General features: G+C 65.7%; 14 protein-coding genes and 2 pseudogenes. 4 read left to right on the plus strand and 12 right to left on the minus strand.

Features of this window, described 5'->3' with window-relative positions; all coding sequences use genetic code 11:
• Nucleotides 1-7: 7 nt before the first annotated feature.
• From QM841_RS27315 to moaA, 4 genes are all read right to left on the minus strand, one after another.
• Nucleotides 8-1396: an aldehyde dehydrogenase family protein gene (locus QM841_RS27315; RefSeq protein WP_283334501.1), complete on the minus strand. Its 1389-nt coding sequence runs from the start codon at nucleotides 1394-1396 to the stop codon at nucleotides 8-10.
• Nucleotides 1393-2175: an SDR family NAD(P)-dependent oxidoreductase gene (locus QM841_RS27320; protein WP_283334502.1), complete on the minus strand. Its 783-nt coding sequence runs from the start codon at nucleotides 2173-2175 to the stop codon at nucleotides 1393-1395. The genes QM841_RS27315 and QM841_RS27320 overlap by 4 nt, the downstream gene beginning before the upstream one ends.
• The gene (locus tag QM841_RS27325) at nucleotides 2172-3635 is read right to left on the minus strand and encodes an MFS transporter (protein ID WP_005259169.1); all 1464 of its coding nucleotides are present in this window, start codon (nucleotides 3633-3635) and stop codon (nucleotides 2172-2174) included. The genes QM841_RS27320 and QM841_RS27325 overlap by 4 nt, the downstream gene beginning before the upstream one ends.
• 705 nt (nucleotides 3636-4340) lie before the next feature.
• The gene (gene moaA, locus QM841_RS27335; protein WP_283334515.1) at nucleotides 4341-5399 is read right to left on the minus strand and encodes a GTP 3',8-cyclase MoaA; all 1059 of its coding nucleotides are present in this window, start codon (nucleotides 5397-5399) and stop codon (nucleotides 4341-4343) included.
• Between the two features lie 244 nt (nucleotides 5400-5643).
• On the opposite strand from moaA, the pseudogene QM841_RS43480 reads away from it, so the two are divergent.
• Nucleotides 5644-5962, plus strand: a pseudogene (locus tag QM841_RS43480) (molybdenum cofactor biosynthesis protein MoaE); the annotation flags it as partial.
• A 50-nt stretch (nucleotides 5963-6012) separates the two neighbouring features.
• Nucleotides 6013-6782 (plus strand): annotated as a pseudogene (locus QM841_RS27345) (IclR family transcriptional regulator domain-containing protein).
• Nucleotides 6783-6928: 146 nt separating this feature from the next.
• Here QM841_RS27345 and QM841_RS27350 read toward each other — a convergent pair.
• Complete coding sequence (locus QM841_RS27350) at nucleotides 6929-8026, minus strand: hypothetical protein (protein ID WP_283334503.1); 1098 nt, start codon at nucleotides 8024-8026, stop codon at nucleotides 6929-6931.
• Between the two features lie 972 nt (nucleotides 8027-8998).
• On the opposite strand from QM841_RS27350, the gene scpC reads away from it, so the two are divergent.
• Nucleotides 8999-10516, plus strand: a complete 1518-nt coding sequence (gene scpC, locus QM841_RS27355; protein WP_283334516.1) for a succinyl-CoA:acetate CoA-transferase ScpC — start codon at nucleotides 8999-9001, stop codon at nucleotides 10514-10516.
• 325 nt (nucleotides 10517-10841) lie between these two features.
• Here the strand turns inward: scpC and QM841_RS43485 are convergent, their stop codons facing one another.
• From QM841_RS43485 to QM841_RS27380, 5 genes are all read right to left on the minus strand, one after another.
• Entirely contained in the window at nucleotides 10842-11075 is a 234-nt protein-coding gene (locus QM841_RS43485; RefSeq protein ID WP_502942582.1) for a DUF309 domain-containing protein, read from the minus strand.
• Nucleotides 11076-11215: 140 nt separating this feature from the next.
• Entirely contained in the window at nucleotides 11216-12415 is a 1200-nt protein-coding gene (locus QM841_RS27365; protein ID WP_283334504.1) for a low temperature requirement protein A, read from the minus strand.
• Nucleotides 12416-12599: 184 nt separating this feature from the next.
• A complete protein-coding gene (locus tag QM841_RS27370) occupies nucleotides 12600-13013 on the minus strand; it encodes a GlcG/HbpS family heme-binding protein (protein WP_283334505.1) in 414 nt (137 codons plus the stop codon).
• Nucleotides 13010-13570: a type 1 glutamine amidotransferase domain-containing protein gene (locus QM841_RS27375; protein ID WP_283334506.1), complete on the minus strand. Its 561-nt coding sequence runs from the start codon at nucleotides 13568-13570 to the stop codon at nucleotides 13010-13012. Before QM841_RS27375 ends, QM841_RS27370 begins: the two co-directional genes overlap by 4 nt.
• 28 nt (nucleotides 13571-13598) lie before the next feature.
• The gene (locus tag QM841_RS27380) at nucleotides 13599-14738 is read right to left on the minus strand and encodes a glutathione-independent formaldehyde dehydrogenase (protein WP_283334507.1); all 1140 of its coding nucleotides are present in this window, start codon (nucleotides 14736-14738) and stop codon (nucleotides 13599-13601) included.
• Nucleotides 14739-15083: 345 nt separating this feature from the next.
• On the opposite strand from QM841_RS27380, the gene QM841_RS27385 reads away from it, so the two are divergent.
• Entirely contained in the window at nucleotides 15084-15380 is a 297-nt protein-coding gene (locus QM841_RS27385) for a putative quinol monooxygenase (protein ID WP_054247999.1), read from the plus strand.
• 444 nt (nucleotides 15381-15824) lie between these two features.
• Here QM841_RS27385 and QM841_RS27390 read toward each other — a convergent pair whose 3' ends face one another.
• Complete coding sequence (locus QM841_RS27390; RefSeq protein ID WP_283334517.1) at nucleotides 15825-16913, minus strand: hypothetical protein; 1089 nt, start codon at nucleotides 16911-16913, stop codon at nucleotides 15825-15827.
• A gap of 216 nt (nucleotides 16914-17129) precedes the next feature.
• The gene (locus QM841_RS27395; protein ID WP_283334508.1) at nucleotides 17130-18146 is read right to left on the minus strand and encodes a S1C family serine protease; all 1017 of its coding nucleotides are present in this window, start codon (nucleotides 18144-18146) and stop codon (nucleotides 17130-17132) included.
• Nucleotides 18147-18645: the final 499 nt, after the last annotated feature.

Here is an 18645-nt window from a genome sequence, read left to right on the forward strand (position 1 = left end):
CCGGGTTCTATGAGATCGACAGGTGAATGTGCTTGAGCTCGGTGAATTGTTCGAGCCCCTCGACGCCGCGCGTGCGCCCGAGGCCAGACATCCGAACACCGCCCGAGGGCATCTCGCCGTAGGACCGGTTGTAGCCGTTGACCCACACCGTGCCCGCCCTGAGCTGTCGGGCACACGACATCGCGCGCGACACATCACGCGTCCACACCGACGCCGCCAACCCGAACGGGGTGGCGTTGGACAGCTCCACCGCCCCCTCCTCGGTGTCGTAGGACTCGAGCGTCAACACGGGCCCGAAGATGTCCTCCTGCACCAGCGGCGAGTCGACCTCGACGTCTGCGACCAGAGCGGGAGTGAGGAAGTGACCGCGCAGGCCATCCGGGTGTACGGGATCGCCGCCGGTGACGAGGCGGGCGTCCCGCCTGGCCAGATCGAGGTAACCAGTCACCTTCTCCATCGCCGCGGCCGAGATCAAGGGCCCCAACGCAGTTTCGGCGCCGCGTGGGTCGCCCGGTGTCATCGCGGCGAACGCGTCGTGCAACAACTTTTCCGCGGCGGCGAGCTGGTCCTGGTGCACGAGCACCCGCGTACAGGCCATACACATTTGTCCGCTCGTCACGATCGCAGCGCGGCTCGCCGCCTCCAGCGCGGTCTCGAGGTCGCCGTCCGGGAGGACGAGCATCGACGCCTTGCCGCCGAGTTCGAGCAGCGGCCGGGTCATCGTCTCGGCGGCCTCGCGCATCACGGCCTGCCCGGCCGCGGTCGACCCTGTGATCGCGACGGCGGTGGTGGCGGGGTGCCGCACCAGCGCGGTGCCCACTTCGGCCCCGCCGGGTAAGCAGTGCAATACGTCGGCCGGAACACCGGCCCGGTAGCCGAGCGCGAGAATGCGCTCGGTGATGTGCACCGTCTGGGGTGCGGGCTTGACCAGCGCGGTCACACCCACCGCAAACGCCGGCGCCAGATCGCGCAGCAGCAACAGCACCGGCCAGTTCCACGGCGTGATGAACACCGTCGGACCGACCGGCTCGCGCACCAGGTGCGCCTCGCTGCCGTCGTGGAGCGAGCCCGCACGTCCCAGCGGCAGCCGCGCCAACCCGGAATTGAACCGCAGCGCATCGATGCCGCCGGCGATCTCGATCCGTGCCTCGTTGCGGGTCTTGCCGGTTTCGCGGACCAGATCGGCGACCAAGTCGTCGGACTCCGCCCCGATCAGGTCGGCCCACGCGTGCAGCACCTCCGCACGGCGACGGTGATCGCGCGGCCAACTCCCGGTCATTGCCGCCGCCGCGGCCCGGGCCGCGCTGTCGATCTCACTCGTCGTCGCGGCCGCGACCGGAGGAAGCGGTTCGAGCGTACTCGGATCAACAGGAGAAAGATCGGGGGTCGTTGTCATACGAAGACCCCGCCGCCGTCGACGATGAGGGTCTGGCCGGTGACAAACCCGGAGGACGGACCGGCCAGCCACATCACCGCGCCAACTAGGTCGCCGGGGGTCATGGCGCGGGGAATCGCGCGCGCACCCGCCGCGGTCGCGAGGTAGTCGTCCGAGTTGAGCGCACGAGTGGCGGCGTCGTCGACGAGTCCAGGAGCGACGGTGTTGACGGTTGTGCCGTCGACCCCGAGTTCCCGTGCAGCCGAACGGGTCAGTCCTTCAACCGCGGCCTTGGACGCGACGTAATGCGCGAACCCCGGGGCACCGTTGCGGCCGACCACCGATGAAATGTTGACGATGCGTCCGTCGCCGCTTGCCGCCAGGTAGGGGGCTGTGGCCTTGATGACCTGCCAGGTGCCGATCACGTTGACACGCAACACGAGATCCCATTCGGCCGTGGACAGCTCGGTGAGCGGTTGCTTGCCGCCCAGTGTGCGGTAGATCGCGGCATTGTTGACCACGCTGTGCAGGCCACCGAATTCCTTGATTGCGGTCTCGACCGTCCGTTGGACGGCGATCTCGTCCGTGATGTCGCAACCGGCGAAAACGGCGCGACCCGGCCCGGACTGGTTCGCCTCCTGCGCGAGGCGCTGACCGTCGTCCTCGAGCGCAGGGATGTCGGCAGCGACCACTTGTGCGCCGGCGGCCGTGAACGACTTCAGGTAGGCCTGACCGATGTCACCGGTGACACCGGTCAGGAGGATGACGCGATCGGCGAGGTCAGTGGTGGGCAGGGTCATGAGGGGGTCCCTTCAGAGGCTCGGATGTCAGTCGGTTTCTGCTGACCACGCAGGCTGTCCTGTGCGTAGTCTTCAGCGGGGTCCTCGGTGGTTTCGGGACGGTCCAGGTTGCCGCGGGTCTCGGGGCTCACTGCCACCGCGATCAGGAACACCACCACCGCGCCGACGAGGAAGATCGCCAGCCGGCCCGGCACCTCGCCGATGGTGGGGCTGAGCAGGTTGACGAAGGTGGGTGTCAGTCCACCGAGCATGAACCCGGTGTTCCACGAGACCGCCGTTCCCCGCGAACGGAGCGCCGTCGGGTATCGCTCGTTGAGAAACACCATCACCGGTGCGTAGGCGGCATTGGCCAGCATCGCGAGCAGGCACGCCAGCAACAGCACCGAGCCGGTGCTCGTCGGATCCACCTTCACCAGTGCCAGGGTGATCAGCGGCAGCGCAACGAGGTTCACGGCGCCGAGCACGAGCATGGTCTTGCGGCGCCCAATCCGTTCGCTCAATTCACCTGCTGCAGTGGCCGAGACCACCACGACCAGACTCGACACCAGTAGCACGGTTCCTCGGCCGCTGGCCGGCATCTGGACTACCGAATCGAGCAGGGTGGGCAGGAAACCCGAAGTCAGGTAGTACTGTGCGCCCGCGCCCGCCGTCACCGCGATGTTGATGAAGAGAATTTTCCGGTAGCGACCTGTCGCGAGGTCTCGAAAACGCATCCGTTTCGCCTGCACGGCGTTTGGGTCGGCCTTGGCGCGGGCCTTGGCGCGAGCCTGTTCGGCCACCCACAGCGGTGACTCCTCGACCTTGGTCAGCACGAACAAGCTCAGTAGAGCGCCGAGGAGGCCACTGAAGAACATGAAGCGCCAGCCGAGATCATCGAACGCCTCCCCGACGAAGATCGTGCTGACCACGATGAAGACGATGCTCGCCAGCGCCGCGCCGAGGCCGGCGCCGCCCCCGCCGACGAGGCCGCTCATCAAGCCACGCCACCGTGGGGCGACGCTCTCGGTGCCGAGCGTGTGGGTCGTCGCGGTGACACCGCCGACGAACAGGCCCTGGATGATGCGGAGGACCAGGAAGATGATCGGCGCGGCCAGCCCGATCGTGACGTAGGTGGGGACCAGTCCCATGGCTGCGGTCGAGAGACCCACGCCGGCGAAGACCGTGACCATGATGGCCTTGCGGCCTTTTCGGTCCGCCAGTTCGCCGAAGATTGCCGCCCCCGCCGGGCGCATGAGCACACTGACCGCAAACGAGGCGAATACCGCTGCCAGGCTGAGTGTTTCACTGTGTGCGGGAAAGATCTGGCGCCCGACCGGGCCTGCCACGTAGAGCAGCAGGAACAGGTCGAACAGGTCGAAGGCCCAGCCTGCCACCGAGGCGAACGCCGCGGCGAGCGGCGCCTTGGGAGCTTTGTGTTCGAATTCTGTGGGTCCTGATGTCGTGTCGTCGTGTTGCGACATGCTCAGTTGCCCCTTCCGGAGAGGTCAAGTGTGTCCGGCCAGGCGCTACACCATCCGAAGCAGACCGTATGATTTGGATGGGCTGAACCGTATAGTCCATTCCAGATGGTGTCAAGGGTCACAGGTCTCACACGGGAAGCGCCGTCGTGGGGTCGGCAACCCCCGCCGGACTCGATTTCTCCGTCAGCGACGGTGCATCCATGCAGGAGGTGTGGCCGGGATCCTCCACGAGGACTGGTACCGGAAGTCGTTCGGTGCGATCACGGCGATCGCACTTCGGTTCGAACCGAAATGGCTGGTGAATAAGCTATTTCGACCGATCAGCACCGTGGTGTGCGGGCGAATGCCGGTACGAGTTCGCGTCGACGGACCTGTGATGCCGGGCGGGCGTCACCTTGGAACTGCCGCCCTGTGCGTTGTGGAACGAGCGGGACCGAATCCCGGTGCGCTGTTCGGCGCCTACCCGCCGACGAACGGGGGCAGCGCATCCACCCGTGAGCCGACCGGCAGCTCTAGGTCTCGAGTAAAGTCGGCCCCGAGCAGGAAGGCGGCCACGTCGAGGATTCGCCCCCGCTCCGGCGCGTGCCTGCCGAACAGCGCCGACCGTAAGAGTCTCAGGGTCGCGTTGTGGCCAACGACAGTGTCTCTTTTCTGCATCCCGCCGCCGCGAAATAACGCACCTCGACGGTGGCCCCCATCGCGTCACTACCCACCGATAGCCCCCATGCTGCGCTCCGGCGGCACGAAACCCGCCGCGTCAACGCCGTGACCTGCCCATTTATTCCACATCGCCCCGCGCCACAGTTGTGCCAGTTCCTCGTCGTCGGCTCCGGAGCGCAACGCACCACGCAGGTCGACCTCATGGTCGCTGAACAGGCAGGACCGTACGGTGCCCTCGGCCGTGAGACGGGTACGATCGCAATCCCCGCAGAAGGAGCGGGTCACCGAGGCGATGATCCCCACCGTCGCCGGGCCACCATCGACCAACCACTCCTCGGCCGGAGCCGACGGCTCCTCCCTGCCAATCTCTTTCAGGTCGAATCGGGTCCCCAGCACCGCGAGCAGCTCCGCCGCGTCGACCATGTTCTCCCGCGCCCATTGCCGATCCGCATCGAGCGGCATCTGCTCGATGAACCGCAGCGCACACCCCTGATCAAGGCACCACTGCAGCAGGTCCACGGCCCCTGGCAGGGTTTCGCGCATCAGCACCGCGTTCACCTTCAGCGGCGCCAAACCTGCGTGCTGTGCGACACGAATACCGGCCAGTACCGACGGCAGCCGATCGCGCCTGGTCAACGCAGCGAAATGCGCGCGATGAACGGAATCGAGGGACACATTGACACGCGTCAGGCCGGCACGCGCCAGCGCTGCGGCTCGGTGTTCGAGCCCCACCGCATTGGTGGTCATCGACAGGGGCACTCCGGGCACCCGTTCGGCGCATCCGGCAATAATCTCCTCGAGGTCGCGTCGCATCAATGGTTCTCCCCCGGTGAAGCGAACCTCACGAACCCCGAGGTGATGCACCGAGATCTCCACCAACCGCACGATCTCGGCCGCCGTGAGGAGGTTCTCCGGAGCAATCGGCGGCAGGCCCTCCTCCGGCATGCAATATCTGCAGCGCAGAGAGCATTTTTCGGTGAGCGACACCCGCAGATCACGGGCGGTCCGCCCGAAGCGATCGACCAAGTTCGAGACGTCGGGCCTGCCCTCCATCCACGAACGCCCGGTGCGCAGCACGGGAATTCCCACGTCCACTGTCGTCATCGTTTCTCCCGTCCTCGCATCTCCCAGCACGTCGGCGCACCCGACGATCCGTCCCGGCGCAGCGCCGCGAGTAGATCGACGTTGTGCTCGACCGGACAATTCCCCGCGATCGCGGAGGCCATGCGGCACTGAGGTATCGTCGTGACCACGCACGGGCCGCTCAGCCCTGATGTCGTGGACCTGGTCGACCACACTGTAATGCACAACCATTCGGGTGCACCCACCGATAACCCTGGAGGACCACATGGCAACCGAAATCCTGGCACGGCTCTCCTCCGAACCGCTCGCCCCGAGTCTCGTAGGCGCAGCGGTGGCCTGACCCGAGTTCGGAGCAGTCGTGGTGTTCACCGGCGTAGTCCGCAACCACCATGGCGGACAATCACTCTCGGAACTCGAGCACCAGGCACGCCCTGGCGCCCAACGATTCCCGCGGTAGTGCTGCGCGGACGTGTCCAACGAATCGCGACTCCCAGCGGCTGCGATCCCCCGAATCGGAGAGCTCACCGTCGGCGATCTGGCGCTGGTGGCTGCGGTCGCAGCCCAACCGGGAGGAGGCGTTCGCCCAGTCGGTGCACCGGTGTCGTCCACTCTCGACACCGAATCGGAACGAAACATGCCTGAGCGCGATCGCGACTACATCCAGAGTATCGAGCGCGGTTTCGCAGTGCTGCTGGCCTTCGACGCCCAGCGCCCGAACCCGACGCTCACCGAACTCGCCACCGAAACGGGACTGCCCCGTTCGACGGTCCAACGGATCCTGCACACCCTGCAGAAGCTGGGGTACGTCGCCAGATCGGGAGGCCGGTGGTTGCTCGCTCCTCGGGTGCTCAGCATCGGACAGCACTACTCGCAGTCGCACCCGCTGATCGAGGCCGCGGTGCCCCGGCTGCTCGAGGTCACCGAGAAGACCCAGGAGTCCGCCTCACTCGGCGTCCTCGACGGCGCCGACGTCGTGTACGCCGCACGAGTCCCCGTCCGCCGGTTCTGAGCATCAACGTCTCCGTCGGCACCCGCGTCCCCGCATACGCCACGTCCATCGGCCACGCGCTCCTCGCCTGGGCTCCTGCCGAAATCGTCGAGCGGGTGGTAGCCGAGTCCACATTCCAGACAATTGAACCCGAAACCATCAGCACAGCAGCCGAACTCGAACGGGAACTCGCCAAGGTCCGCGAGCAGGGGTACGCCCTGACGTCCGAGGAGCTCGAAAAGGGGCTGATCTCATTGGCCGCCCCCGTCCGCGACGCCGGCGGCACAGTGGTCGGCGTGATCGCGTGCTCCACGTCGTCCGCACGCAACACTCCCGCGCGGTTCCGGGAACAGGCCGTTCCCTGCATACTCGCCGCCGCGGCCGCTCTCAGCGCCGACATCGGATACGTGGACTGACACCGCCGGATCCACTGCGGGGTCAGACCACCGCGGCCACCAGGTACCGAGCCCCGACGGCCCCCGGTGCCCACCCCTCCCAGCCAAGAGCGATCGATACCTCGTCGGCGCTGTCGAGTTGGGTTGCACCCTTCGCAGGCCCGCGATCATCGCGCCTCGTTCGACCGCCTCCGCGTCTCCTCGAAGCGCTGCCGCTGCCGGACCCCGTACGCCGCCTCCTTGACGGCGGCGTCGTCCTCGAGACCCGACCCGAGCGCCCCACCGATGGTCGCGATGGACGCCAGCAACCAGGTGAGCGTCAGGTAATCGAAGAAGTTCACCCCGTGCCCGAGAACACGGGACAACAGTTCCGGGGGAAGAGTGAGACACGCGGTGAACAGCAGCAGGCAGAACAGCGCCACGTGCAGCACCACGACGCCGATGACCAGGGTGACCACGGTCGCGGTGTTGTACAGCACCGAACGACCGCGCTCGGTCGGCGACTTCGGCCGCTCCCACAGTTCGTGATCGAGGATCAGCCACAGAATCATCGCCACGATCGACAGGACCGTCGCCGCACTCATACGCCATGGGCCCATCGTGTCGGCGAACAACCAGATCGTGCTGGTGGCCAGCGCGATCGCACCCGTGGCGAACGCGCCGACGAGCACCTTCGACAGTCCGGTGACCAGTCGCCACGGCCGGTTCGCTCGCACCATCCCCGACAGCAGTCGCAGTCGCCGCAGTCCCGCGGGCGCGAAGTACCGGATGCCGTCCTCAATCTGCGCAGACGGGAACCGTCGCGCCCCGCCGGGGGGCTTGAGTTCCGGTTCCCCGAGGATGCGGGCGATCGCGAGTTCGGTGACGGTGCGGACGCGGCGCTCGATGTTGACGCCGCCCACTCCGGCGACGGAGATGAGCGCGAATTTGTGGTCGGCGCTGACTTCGGCCACCACGGGCAGGGTGTCCACGCGTCGCGGCAGATCGGTGAGGTACACGACGATGTCTTCCGCTTCGGAGGACGGATCGACTGTGTCGATGACATCAGCGAAGTCTGCTTGCTCGTCGGGCAGGTACGGTTTGCGGCGTACGCACGTCGTCCACCGGCGCCCGACCCGGTCAGAGCTGCGCAGGCGTTCCGGCAGGCACTCCGCAATGCGTTCGGCAACAGCCGCAGGTTTGCCCGGATCCGCGATGAACAGCACCGAGGCCTGCTCACCCGCGGCACCGGAGCGCCCTTCCTGCAAATGCTCGTTCGCCTTCACCGCCTTCGCGTACCCGCTCGGTCTGCCCCCAAACCCCAGTCAGTGGGTGCGAGTCGATCACGGCGCGCCCCGCTGTCCGTGTGCCAGTGCAACGATGTATGGGGCCCACCTGTGCATCTGTTCCGCAGTCGCCTTTCAGGCCACAAATCAGCTCCCGACGTATTAGTGGATCTGAAAGCCTTTGAACGGCCATCTCCCGGAGGGTTTCTCCGATCGACAACCGGCCGTCATATCGAGGCCGTGGAGCCGTCCAAACAGCTCGAGAAATTCGGCTCGATGCAGGATAGCGTGGACAAGCTCATGAGCCACAGCAAAAAAACATTGCCCACGCACCAACATATCGCCCTGTTCCCATTGCCCGCGGCATGGATCGAGAATCAAAATCACCGAGGCTGCGCAACGTCATACGAAACAGGGATTTATAAATGTCCGAATCAAATACCTTACCGGCCAGGGGAAGACGTTCCGAGAACACCTTGGAGATATGTGGCGGTCGCCAGCTCTGGAGGGCAATTCAGAAGCACCATGGGCCGGGCCGCTGTCCCGAATATGTCAATCAGATGCTGATCGAAGACTACTTGAACGGCCGCCGCGGTCCAACGAGTAGGGAGGGAGTTCCCAGTACGTCGTGGCATGTTCCAGCCCAATCGCCGGCCAGGTCGTAACGAGGACCACCGCCGTCGGCAGCAGGAATCGAGACCTGTCGGCGTCATGATCGCCCGGCCCGCTCACGGAAGCGCCCGGGCAGTGACCAGGATCACGATTCGACGCGCATTCGGGCGCGATTCGGCGGGCGACCTCGCGGAGCCGACGAGCGGCGGGTCCGCCGCGACGAACGGTCGAGGACGGGGGACAGTGGTGAACACCGGATGTGATCCGGTGAACATCAAGATCTTTCGGGGTGGTCGCGTCACGTCGTCCACTCCTACACTGGCCGCCGTGAGCCTCCAGATCAGTGATCCCGCATCCCCGGTGCAGTCGAGCCGGATTCGACACTCGGCGTTCCAGCAGAAGGTGACGTCGGCGGAGGAAGCGGTGAAGGCCATCGGTCCGGGTGACACCGTTGCTGTCAGCGGTTTCGCCAGTGCCGGGACACCCAAGGCGGTCATCCCGGCCTTGGCCGACCGGATTCACGCCGCCCGCGCGGCCGGCGCGAATTTCACCATCGACCTGCTGACCGGGGCGTCCGTGTCGACGGAGACCGAGAGGATGCTCACTGAGATCGACGGAATCGCCCTGCGGATGCCCTACCAGGCGGAATCCACGGCGCGTCAGAAGATCAACCAGGGGCGGATGGATTACGTCGACATCCACCTCTCACACGTGGCCCAGCAGGTGTGGGAGGGCTATTACGGCGTGGTAAACGTCGCGGTCGTCGAGGTTTCCGGCATCACCGAGACCGGCGAGCTGATCCCCTCCGCGTCGGTCGGAAACAACAAGACGTGGCTCGACGTCGCGGAGAAAGTCATTCTCGAGGTCAACTCGTGGGTCCCGGACGCGATGGACGGTATCCACGACATCTACTACGGCACAGCTCTGCCCCCGCACCGCCGGCCGATCGAACTCACAGACGTCGAGGACCGCATCGGGCAACCGCATTACCGGGTAGACCCGGCCAAGGTTGTTGCGGTGGTGGAAACAAATGCCCCCGACAGTGCGAGCGCGCTGACCGCTCCCGATGCGGTCAGCGAGGCGATCGCTGCCCACGTGCTGGACTTCTTCGACCACGAGGTGAGGCGTGGCCGGCTCCCGGAGAACACCCTGCTGCCACTGCAGGCTGGCGTCGGAAACGTGGCCAATGCCGTACTCGGCGGCCTCGATCGCGGCCCGTATCGGGGTTTGACCTGCTATTCCGAGGTCATCCAGGACGGGATGCTGCACTTGATCAAGCACGGCACCGTCCGGTTCGCGTCGGCTACCGCGCTGGCACTCTCGGAGGCGGGGATCGAGGAGTTGACCTCCAACATCGACTTCTACCGGCAGCACATCCGGCTCCGTCCGCAAGAAATCAGCAACCACCCCGAGGTGGTCCGCCGATTGGGAATCATCGCGATGAACGGGATGCTGGAGGCCGACGTCTACGGGAACGTCAATTCGACGCACGTGATGGGCACCAAGATCATGAACGGCATCGGCGGATCCGGGGACTTCGCGCGCAACGGGTACCTGTCGATGTTCCTCAGCCCGTCCACAGCGAAGAACGGGGCGATCTCGTCGATCGTCCCGATGACCCCGCACGTCGACCACACCGAGCACGACACCCAGGTACTGGTCACCGAGCAGGGCCTTGCCGACTTGCGGGGGTTGTCGCCGCGTCGTCGGGCACGAGTGATCATCGAGCGCTGCGCGCATCCGGAATTCCGGCCGCTGCTCACCGACTACGTCGAGCGGGCGACGGCAACTGTGGGAGCCGGCCAGACGCCGCACCTGCTCGGGGAGGCGTTCTCGTTCCACCAGCGGTACCTGGAGTCCGGCTCGATGCGACTCTAGGACGGTGGATCTTCCGGGGCTCGTCCGCGAAGGCGAGGCGAGGCGAGGCGATCTGGGACCTGGTGGGCCCGATCGCCGAGGAAATCTGTCGGACTCGAAGTAGCGGATCTACCACACATCGGACTGAGCCGCGGACACAATAGAGAGGTGAGCGAGGACCGAGTCCGAGGAGATGGAGCAGGCTGCTCGCGCGGTCCGAGCATCCAGCCGAAGGCCTATGTGACGTGACCTTGTCGGGTGCGGCCAGCGACGAGATCGGCGCTCCCGTGGTGATCGAGTTCTTGTATTCCGTCTACGGTTCCCCCGGCGCATCGCTGATACTCGTCTACCGCGGCCGCGTCGACCCACCAGCCGAGAGCAGCGACGGGTGGCGACATTTCAGGGCCGTCAGCGCGGCGGCTATCGACCAAACCTGCGACGTCGATGGCGTACGGCGCGGCCAGTTCGTAGTGGGCAGGACGGCCGATGCCCGGCGAAGCAGGGCGATCGCGCCCTCCACATTGCCGCGCCGGACGTGGGTGATGCCGACCATGAGCTGGTCCAGGCCTTGCCACAGCATCCGCTCGTCGTCCGGACAGTTCTTCCCAGCGGCCTCGAGCACCTCGTGCGCGTCGAATGCCAGACGAGAGGGTCGGCCGGCGCGAGCTCGGGATCATCCGGGATACGCGGAATGCCCGTACTACGTCAGCGGAGTCGTTCTCACCGTACGGCTCCCGCTATGCCGGTGCCTATCTGCGGGCGCCGCCACAGCTCCCATGCGAGTCGCAGGACTCCGATCGCGGTAAGAACGGTCAGCGTCAAGACGGCGGGGACGGAAATCGCCACCGGAAAAACTAGGAGGGCCGCGACGGCGGTGAGGAGCCGATCGACGGTGAGCTGATGATGGTCACGCCATCGGTAGGCCACCTCGGCGGCGTAGAACAGTGCCACCCCACCGGTGAGGGCGAGGGCGGCCAGCGGCGCCAGCGGCTCGTCGATGTGTTCCACCGAAACCCGTGCCCCGAGGGCGAAGAAGACGATCCCCGCGACGAGCGGAAGGTGCAGGTAGCTGTAGGCGTCGCGCGCCAACCGTACCCGATCGACACTGGGTGTTCGCCGCATCCGTTCTTCGGCGCCGGCAGTGAGGCCGAAGTAGGTCCACCACAGGGTGGCCGAGATCAGCACCCCGAGAACCACAGCGCCGAGAACAGCGGGACGGCGCAGGTTTTCGGTTGCCCCCGCCCCCAGCGCGATGATCGTCTCGCCCAGCGCGATGATGATGACCGAACCGTGGCGCTCGATGAAATACGAAGGTACGACCCGAAGTCCGCTGATTCCCGCTATCAGGGGACTGCCGAAGTCGACCGCCGCCGCCGCGACCCACAGCAACTCACGGTAGGGGGAGGCCACAAAAGCAGCGGCAACGATCACGGCCGGCCCGACGAGCAGGCCCGGCGCCAGTCGGCGGATCGCCGACGCCAATCCATCCTCGTCTCGGGATGACGCGGCGAGGAAAATACCGACGTTGATGAGGCGGACGGCGAGCAATGCGAGCCCGAAAACGAGGGCCCCGGTGGTGAATGCGGTCGGCAGTGCGATCGCAGCGATGAGCATCGCCGCCATCGCGACGATGATCAAAGTCGTGTGCGTCACCCGCGCCGTTTCGAATGTGTTGGTCAGCCAGGCGTAGCACACCCACGCCCACCACAGGGCGAGCAACGCGAGCACACCCCGGCCGAAACCCTGCCAGGAGATGTCACTGAGCATCAGGTGTGTGACCTGCGACATCGCGTACACGAAGGTGAGGTCGAAGAACAACTCCAGGTTGCCCACCGACCGCCTATCAGACTCCTGCGATCCGTCGGTGTCGGGCTCGCGGCCGGCGGATCCCCCGGCGGCGTTGCCGTCGTCGACCGTCATCGTCGACCAGTGGTCATGATCATCGCCCGTTGCTCTTCACCGGTGATGTTCTCCGTACACCTTCTCGGGGGTGATCCGCACCAGCAGTGCGCCACCTTTCCGACCGCTTCGACGCTCACATCCGCGACGTCGCCCTGTCGACGTTGCCCTGTCGACGCAGTTCCCTGACGACGCAGGTCACTGCTCACAGCGCCGCCACGGCCGCCTCGGCGACGGTCTTGTCCTGCTCCCCGGTGCCGCCGCTGACGCCGACCGCCCCGACGACCTGGCCGTTGTGCCGCAGCGGCACACCGCCAGTGAAGATCATGATGCGCCCACCGTTGGACACGTGTATCCCGTAGAACTGCCCGCCCGGACCCGCGTCGGCCGCGAGGTCCTCGGTCGAGATGTCCAGCGCCCGCGCGGTGAACGCCTTGCTGATCGAGATGTCGATGCTGGCGATCCAGGCACCGTCCATCCGCACGTGGGCCACGAAGTTGCCGCCGGCATCGACCACCGCAATGTTCGACGGCGACTCGATCTCGTCAGCTTTGGCCTGCCCGGCGGCGATCACCCGCTGCGCATCGTCGAGGGACACCGAAGTCTGGTTCACTGTCATGACGCACCCGCCCGGGGCTTCGCGAACTGCGCGACGATGGCCTGACAGAAGGCGGGGAGGTCGTCGGGCGAGCGGCTCGAGATCAGGTTCCCGTCGATCGCGACCTCTTCGTCGACGACGTCGGCCCCGGCGTTGCGCAGGTCGGTCCGCAAACTCGGGTATGAGGTGAGCGTTCTGCCTTTGGCCACACCGGCCTCGACGAGGGTCCAGGGACCGTGGCAGATTACCCCGACCGGCTTTCCCGAGCCGACGAAGTCGCGCACGAACGACACCGCCGCCTCCTCGATTCGCAGCTTGTCCGGGTTCACCGTGCCGCCCGGCAGCAGCAAGGCATCATAGTCGTCGACCGAAACATCGGACACGGCCCGATCTACGGTGAACGTGCCGGCCGCGTCGAGGTCGTTGTTGCGTGCCTGGATTTCGCCGGTCTTCGGCGACAGCAGCTCCGTGTGCCCACCGGCTTGGTGCACCGCGTCGCGGGGTCGCTCGAGTTCGACTCTTTCGACCCCGTCGGCAGCAAGTATCGCGATCCGCTTGCCCTGCAGTGTCATTGCCATCGTTGTGCTCCTCTCGGTCCGGGCCGCCTCACGGATGCATTACGACCTTGGTCCATCCGTCGTCGCGGGCATCGAAATGCTGGTAGCCGGACTCGGCCTCGGCCAGTGGCAGTTCGTGGGAGACGATCCAGGACGGCTTGGCACGGCCCTGGTGGATCAGGTCGCGCAGCTGCCGGTTGTAGTGCTTGACGTTGGCCTGCCCGGTTCCGACCTTCTGCCCCTTGAACCAGAATTTGCCCATGTCGAAGGCGATCTTGCCGTGGCGTTCGAGTTCGTCGGGGCCGTTTCGGTCCTGGGGCAGGAAGATGCCGACCACCCCGATGTGGCCGGTGAAGCGCACCGAGTCGACGAGCCGGTTCATCGTCATCGCGGCGTCCTCGTGACCCTGCGGGTCGTGCGCCTGATACCCGACGCACTCACAACCCTTGTCGGCACCCTGCCCGCGGGTCTGTTCCAGGACCTGCTCGACCGGGTCGCCCTTCGAATCGTCGATCGGAATGACGCCGATCTCCTCGGCGAGCTTGAGCCGGTCCGGATGCCGGTCGACGATCATCACCTTGCTCGCGCCCTGGATCATCGCCGAATACGCCGCCATCAACCCGACCGGCCCGGCCCCGTACACCACCATCGAATCGCCGGGCTGCATGTCCGCGAGGCGGGTGCAGTGCCAGCCGGTGGGAAAGATGTCGGAGAGCATCACGTAGTCGGTTTCCTTGTCCTGGGCATCCTCGGGCAGCCGCAGACAGTTGAAGTCGCCGAACGGCACCCGCAGATACTCCGCCTGCCCGCCCCAGAACGGGCCCATCCCGGCGAACCCGTATGCGGCGCCGGCCATCTTCGGATCCGGGTGCACCGTCAGGCAGAACGCGGTCAATCCTTCCTCGCAGTTTCGGCAGAAACCGCAGCCGATGTTGAACGGCAGGCACACCCGATCCCCGGGTGAGACCTTGACCACCGCATTGCCCACCTCGGCGACGATCCCCAAGTTTTCGTGACCGAGGACCATCCCGGGCTCCAGATCGGTGCGGCCCTCATACATGTGGAGATCCGACCCGCAAATGTTGGTGCTGGTGATCTTTACCAGCACATCGGTCGGCTGCTCAATCCTCGCATCGGGCACATCCTTCACATGAACCTCACGTGGCCCGTCGTACACAAGCGCTTTCATCTCGACTCCCTGATGCTGCGTTTTCCGGTGGATCCCGGCCCGGCGGCCACAGGCGGTTACGTGTGAGCGACCGAATGAATCGTGCTGCTGGGGCAGACGCGACAGCGAACGGAACTGAAAGCAAAACCAAAACTTTTGCGCGCCACCATGTTTCGCGTCACAGCCGACAACAGCGGGTGCATTCCAGGCGTCGCATTCCGTCCACCATGGAGTCTCCTCTTCCGGCTCCACGATTACTAGGGGTGAGATCGGTTTCCTTGATTTGTGGGCTCGCGGGCTTCTTCCCTTTACCGGTCGATGGTGTGATGCTGGACCATGTCCACCACCTCGAACAGGAGACCCGACATGGCCACCAAGGCGCTGCTGGTCCGACTCGAAGCCAAACCCGGCAAGGAAAACGCGGTCGAGGAATTCCTCCGATCGGCGCTGCCGCTCGTCGAGCAGGAGCCCGGCACGAAGCCTTGGTTGGCGGTACGGTTCGGTCCCTCGACGTTCGGCATCATCGACGCATTCCCCGACGAGGCCGCCCGTGAAACACATCTCAATGGGCCGGTCGGCAAGGCCCTCGGTGAACGCGCCGACGAACTCTTCGCTGCGCCGCCCGAAATCAGCAACCTCGACGTGCTCGCCGACAAGCTCTGAACCACCGACTGGAAACAGCCCGCCCGCAAGCTCGACAGAACCGACATCACCCACGCGGACCCGAACCGAGACACGCGAGTCCGCCCAACCTGTCGAATCTTGGTGCACAACGACGAGGCGAGCGCAGCCTGATCCGTCACCGGGCCCCACCAAACTCCACGGAACTCGGGACATCCTCCGCGACCACCATGCTCACCTGGGTCAAAGAACGCTCGGTGTTCTCAACGTCGTGTAAGTGCATGATTCTCACGAACTTGCCGGAATCCGCATCCCGGTCGCTATCCCGTAAGGCGATCGGTCACCGGACGCGCCAAGGCCGGCCGTCGGGCGCCCTCGCCGATTGAGTTTAAAAGGCGATCGATTCCGGTGATGGATCGGTCGACGGTATATCGCAAACTTCGTCAGCGTTCGCGAGTTGGGTCGCGGGTTCGTAGGCCGCGATCATCACGCCTCGTTCGACTGACTCTGGGTCTCCTCGATGCGCTGCCGCTGCCGGAACCCGTACGCCGCCTCCTTGACGGCGGCGTCGTCCTCGAGACCCGACCCGAGCGCCCCACCGATGGTGGCGATGGACGCCAGCAGCCAGGTGAGCGTGAGGTAGTCGGAGAAGTTCACCGCGCGCCCGAGAACGGGGGACAGCAGTTCCGGGGGAAGAGCGAGGCACGTGGTGAACAGCAGCAGGCAGAACAGGGCCACGTGGAGGATGACGACGCCGATGACCAGGGTGGCCACGGTCGCGGTGTTGTACAGCACCGAACGATCGCGTTCCGTCGGCGACTTCGGCCGCTCCCACAGTTCGTGATCGAGGATCAGCCACAGAACCATCGCCACGATCGACAGGACCGTCGCCGCACTCATACGCCATGGACCCATCGTGTCGGCGAACAACCAGATCGTGTCGGTGGCCAGTGCGATCGCACCCGTGGCGAACGCGCCGACGAGCACCTTCGACAGTCCGGTGACCAGCCGCCACGGCCGGTTCGCTCGCACCATCCCCGACAGCAGCCGCAGCCGCCGCAGCCCCGAGGGCGCGAAGTACCGGATACTGTCCTCCATCTGCACACACGGAAACCGTCGCGCCGCGCCCGGCGGCGTAAGTTCCGGTTCCCCGAGGATGCGGGCGATCGCGAGTTCGGTGACAGTGCGGACGCGGCGCTCGATGTTGACGCCGCCCACCCCGGCGACGGAGATGAGCGCGAATTTGTGGTCGGCGCTGACGTCGGCCACCACGGGCAGGGTGTCCTCGCGTCGCGGCAGATCGGTGAGGTACACGACGATGTCCTCCTCTTCGGAGGACGGATCGACTGTGTCGATGACATCAGCGAAGTCTGCTTGCTCGTCGGGCAGGTACGGTTTTCGGCGCACGCACGTCGTCCACCGACGCTCGGGGCGATCACTGCTCTGCAGGCGTTGCGGCAGGTACTCCGCGATACGTTCCGCGAGAGCCGCAGGCGTGCCCGGATCCGCGATGAACAGCACCGAGACCTGCTCACCGGCCGAACTGGATTGCCCTCCCCGCAGATGCTCGTTCACGCCTTCGCGTACCCGCTCGGTCTGCCCCCAAACTCCAGCCAGTGCGTGCGAGTCCACCACATCGCCGCCGCGGATTGCCGCTGCCTCTGTCCGGCAGACACCACGAGCGTCCGAGGACGCACCGTCGACACGACTACAACCGGCTAGCCAACGCAACGTGCCGAGCCGCAACACAGATCCTGTCCACGCCCGTGTCGGTCGCTCTTGGAATCGTCGTCAGCTGGCGGGGCGGTCTGTCACGGTAACCGAAATCTGCTGGGTCTCGCCGCCGCGGAGCACGGTCAGTTCGACTCGATCGCCGGGGTCGACGGCACGGATCGCCGCGATGAAGTCCTCCGCCGACTCGGTGTCGTGGCCGTTGACCGCGGTGATGACATCGCCGGGCTGGATACCCGCGGTCGCTGCCGGACCGAGCGGGACGACCTCGAGGACGACGACACCGCTGGTGCGGTCGACTGCCAGTTGTTCGGCGATCTGCGGGGTCAGCGTGCCGGGTTGAATGCCGATGTACGCATGCTGGGCGGTTCCGGAGGCAAGCAGCTGGTCCGCGACATCGACGACATTCGCCGCGGGGATGGCGAAGCCCAGAGCCACCGCACCCGCCGACGGGGGAATGTAGGCCTGGCTCATCCCCACGACCCGCCCTTGTCCGTCGATCAGGGCACCCCCGGAGTTACCCGGCGAGATCGCGGCGTCGGTCTGGATCAAGTCGACCAGCGGCGCCCCGGTGGAAGCCGACCCGGGGATCTGACGGTGCAATCCTGAGATGATGCCCGAGGTGACCGTGGCCTCGAACCCCAGCGGACTGCCCACGACTACGGCGAGCGCGCCGACCTCTGGCAACGCTGTCTCGAACGTCGCCGCAGTCAGATCCTTGCGGTCCGCTTGAAGGACCGCGACGTCGGTCACACGATCGACGGCCCGCACGTTCGCGGACACCTGTTGCCCGTCCGCGAAGGCCACACTCACCTGCCGGGCACCCTCGACCACGTGGGCGTTGGTGACGACGGTGCCGTCGGTCTTGTAGACGATGCCGCTGCCCACACCAGACTCGGTGAGCACGGTGACGACCGAGGCCTCCACCTGCCGGACCAGTGCCGGCAGGTCTACGGCAGGTCCCGCTGAGGGCGTCGAGGTGGTGGGAGCCGAGGCGCCGCATCCCGCGAGGAGGAGGACCGCGATCGCGACCAGCGGCACCCAGATCGAGGAACGTACGGTCGACGGCACGCGCATCAGCGACCGGTCCCGTACGACATCGGTCTCCTACATGCACCTACTGCGAGTGGGCCCACCCGATCAACATACCCCTGTTTCCTCCGTGGTCGGCGACTCCCGACCCGCGTCACATACCCATAGAAGATCGACACCGACGATTGAAGTGCGCGTGCCTCAACTGCGACGACGAGTCGTATATTGTTGTACTACTTTTATTTTCAAAACCAATATGCCCGTTTTGGCCTAGTACAGCGAAATCAGACTTTGCGACTTCATTGGATGGGCCGATCCGGCAACTGGAAAACGATGATTCTGTCACTGGTTTGTCTCTGCGCCAATCGATTAGGAGACACCGCCGAGGGTCTGATCCTCTACGTGAGGATGAAGAAGCTGTTATCCCAGTGTTCCCGCGACTGTCCTGTCAGGGTGGATTCGGCTTCCTTCTTTCGACTGGCGGGGGCCCCTGTTGCCTCATGTCAAGATGCCCGCGAAGTCTGATTCGTTGACTCATCGAGAA

The organism is Rhodococcus sp. IEGM 1307 (assembly GCF_030056915.1).
Classification (GTDB): Bacteria; Actinomycetota; Actinomycetes; order Mycobacteriales; family Mycobacteriaceae; genus Rhodococcus_F; species Rhodococcus_F opacus_D.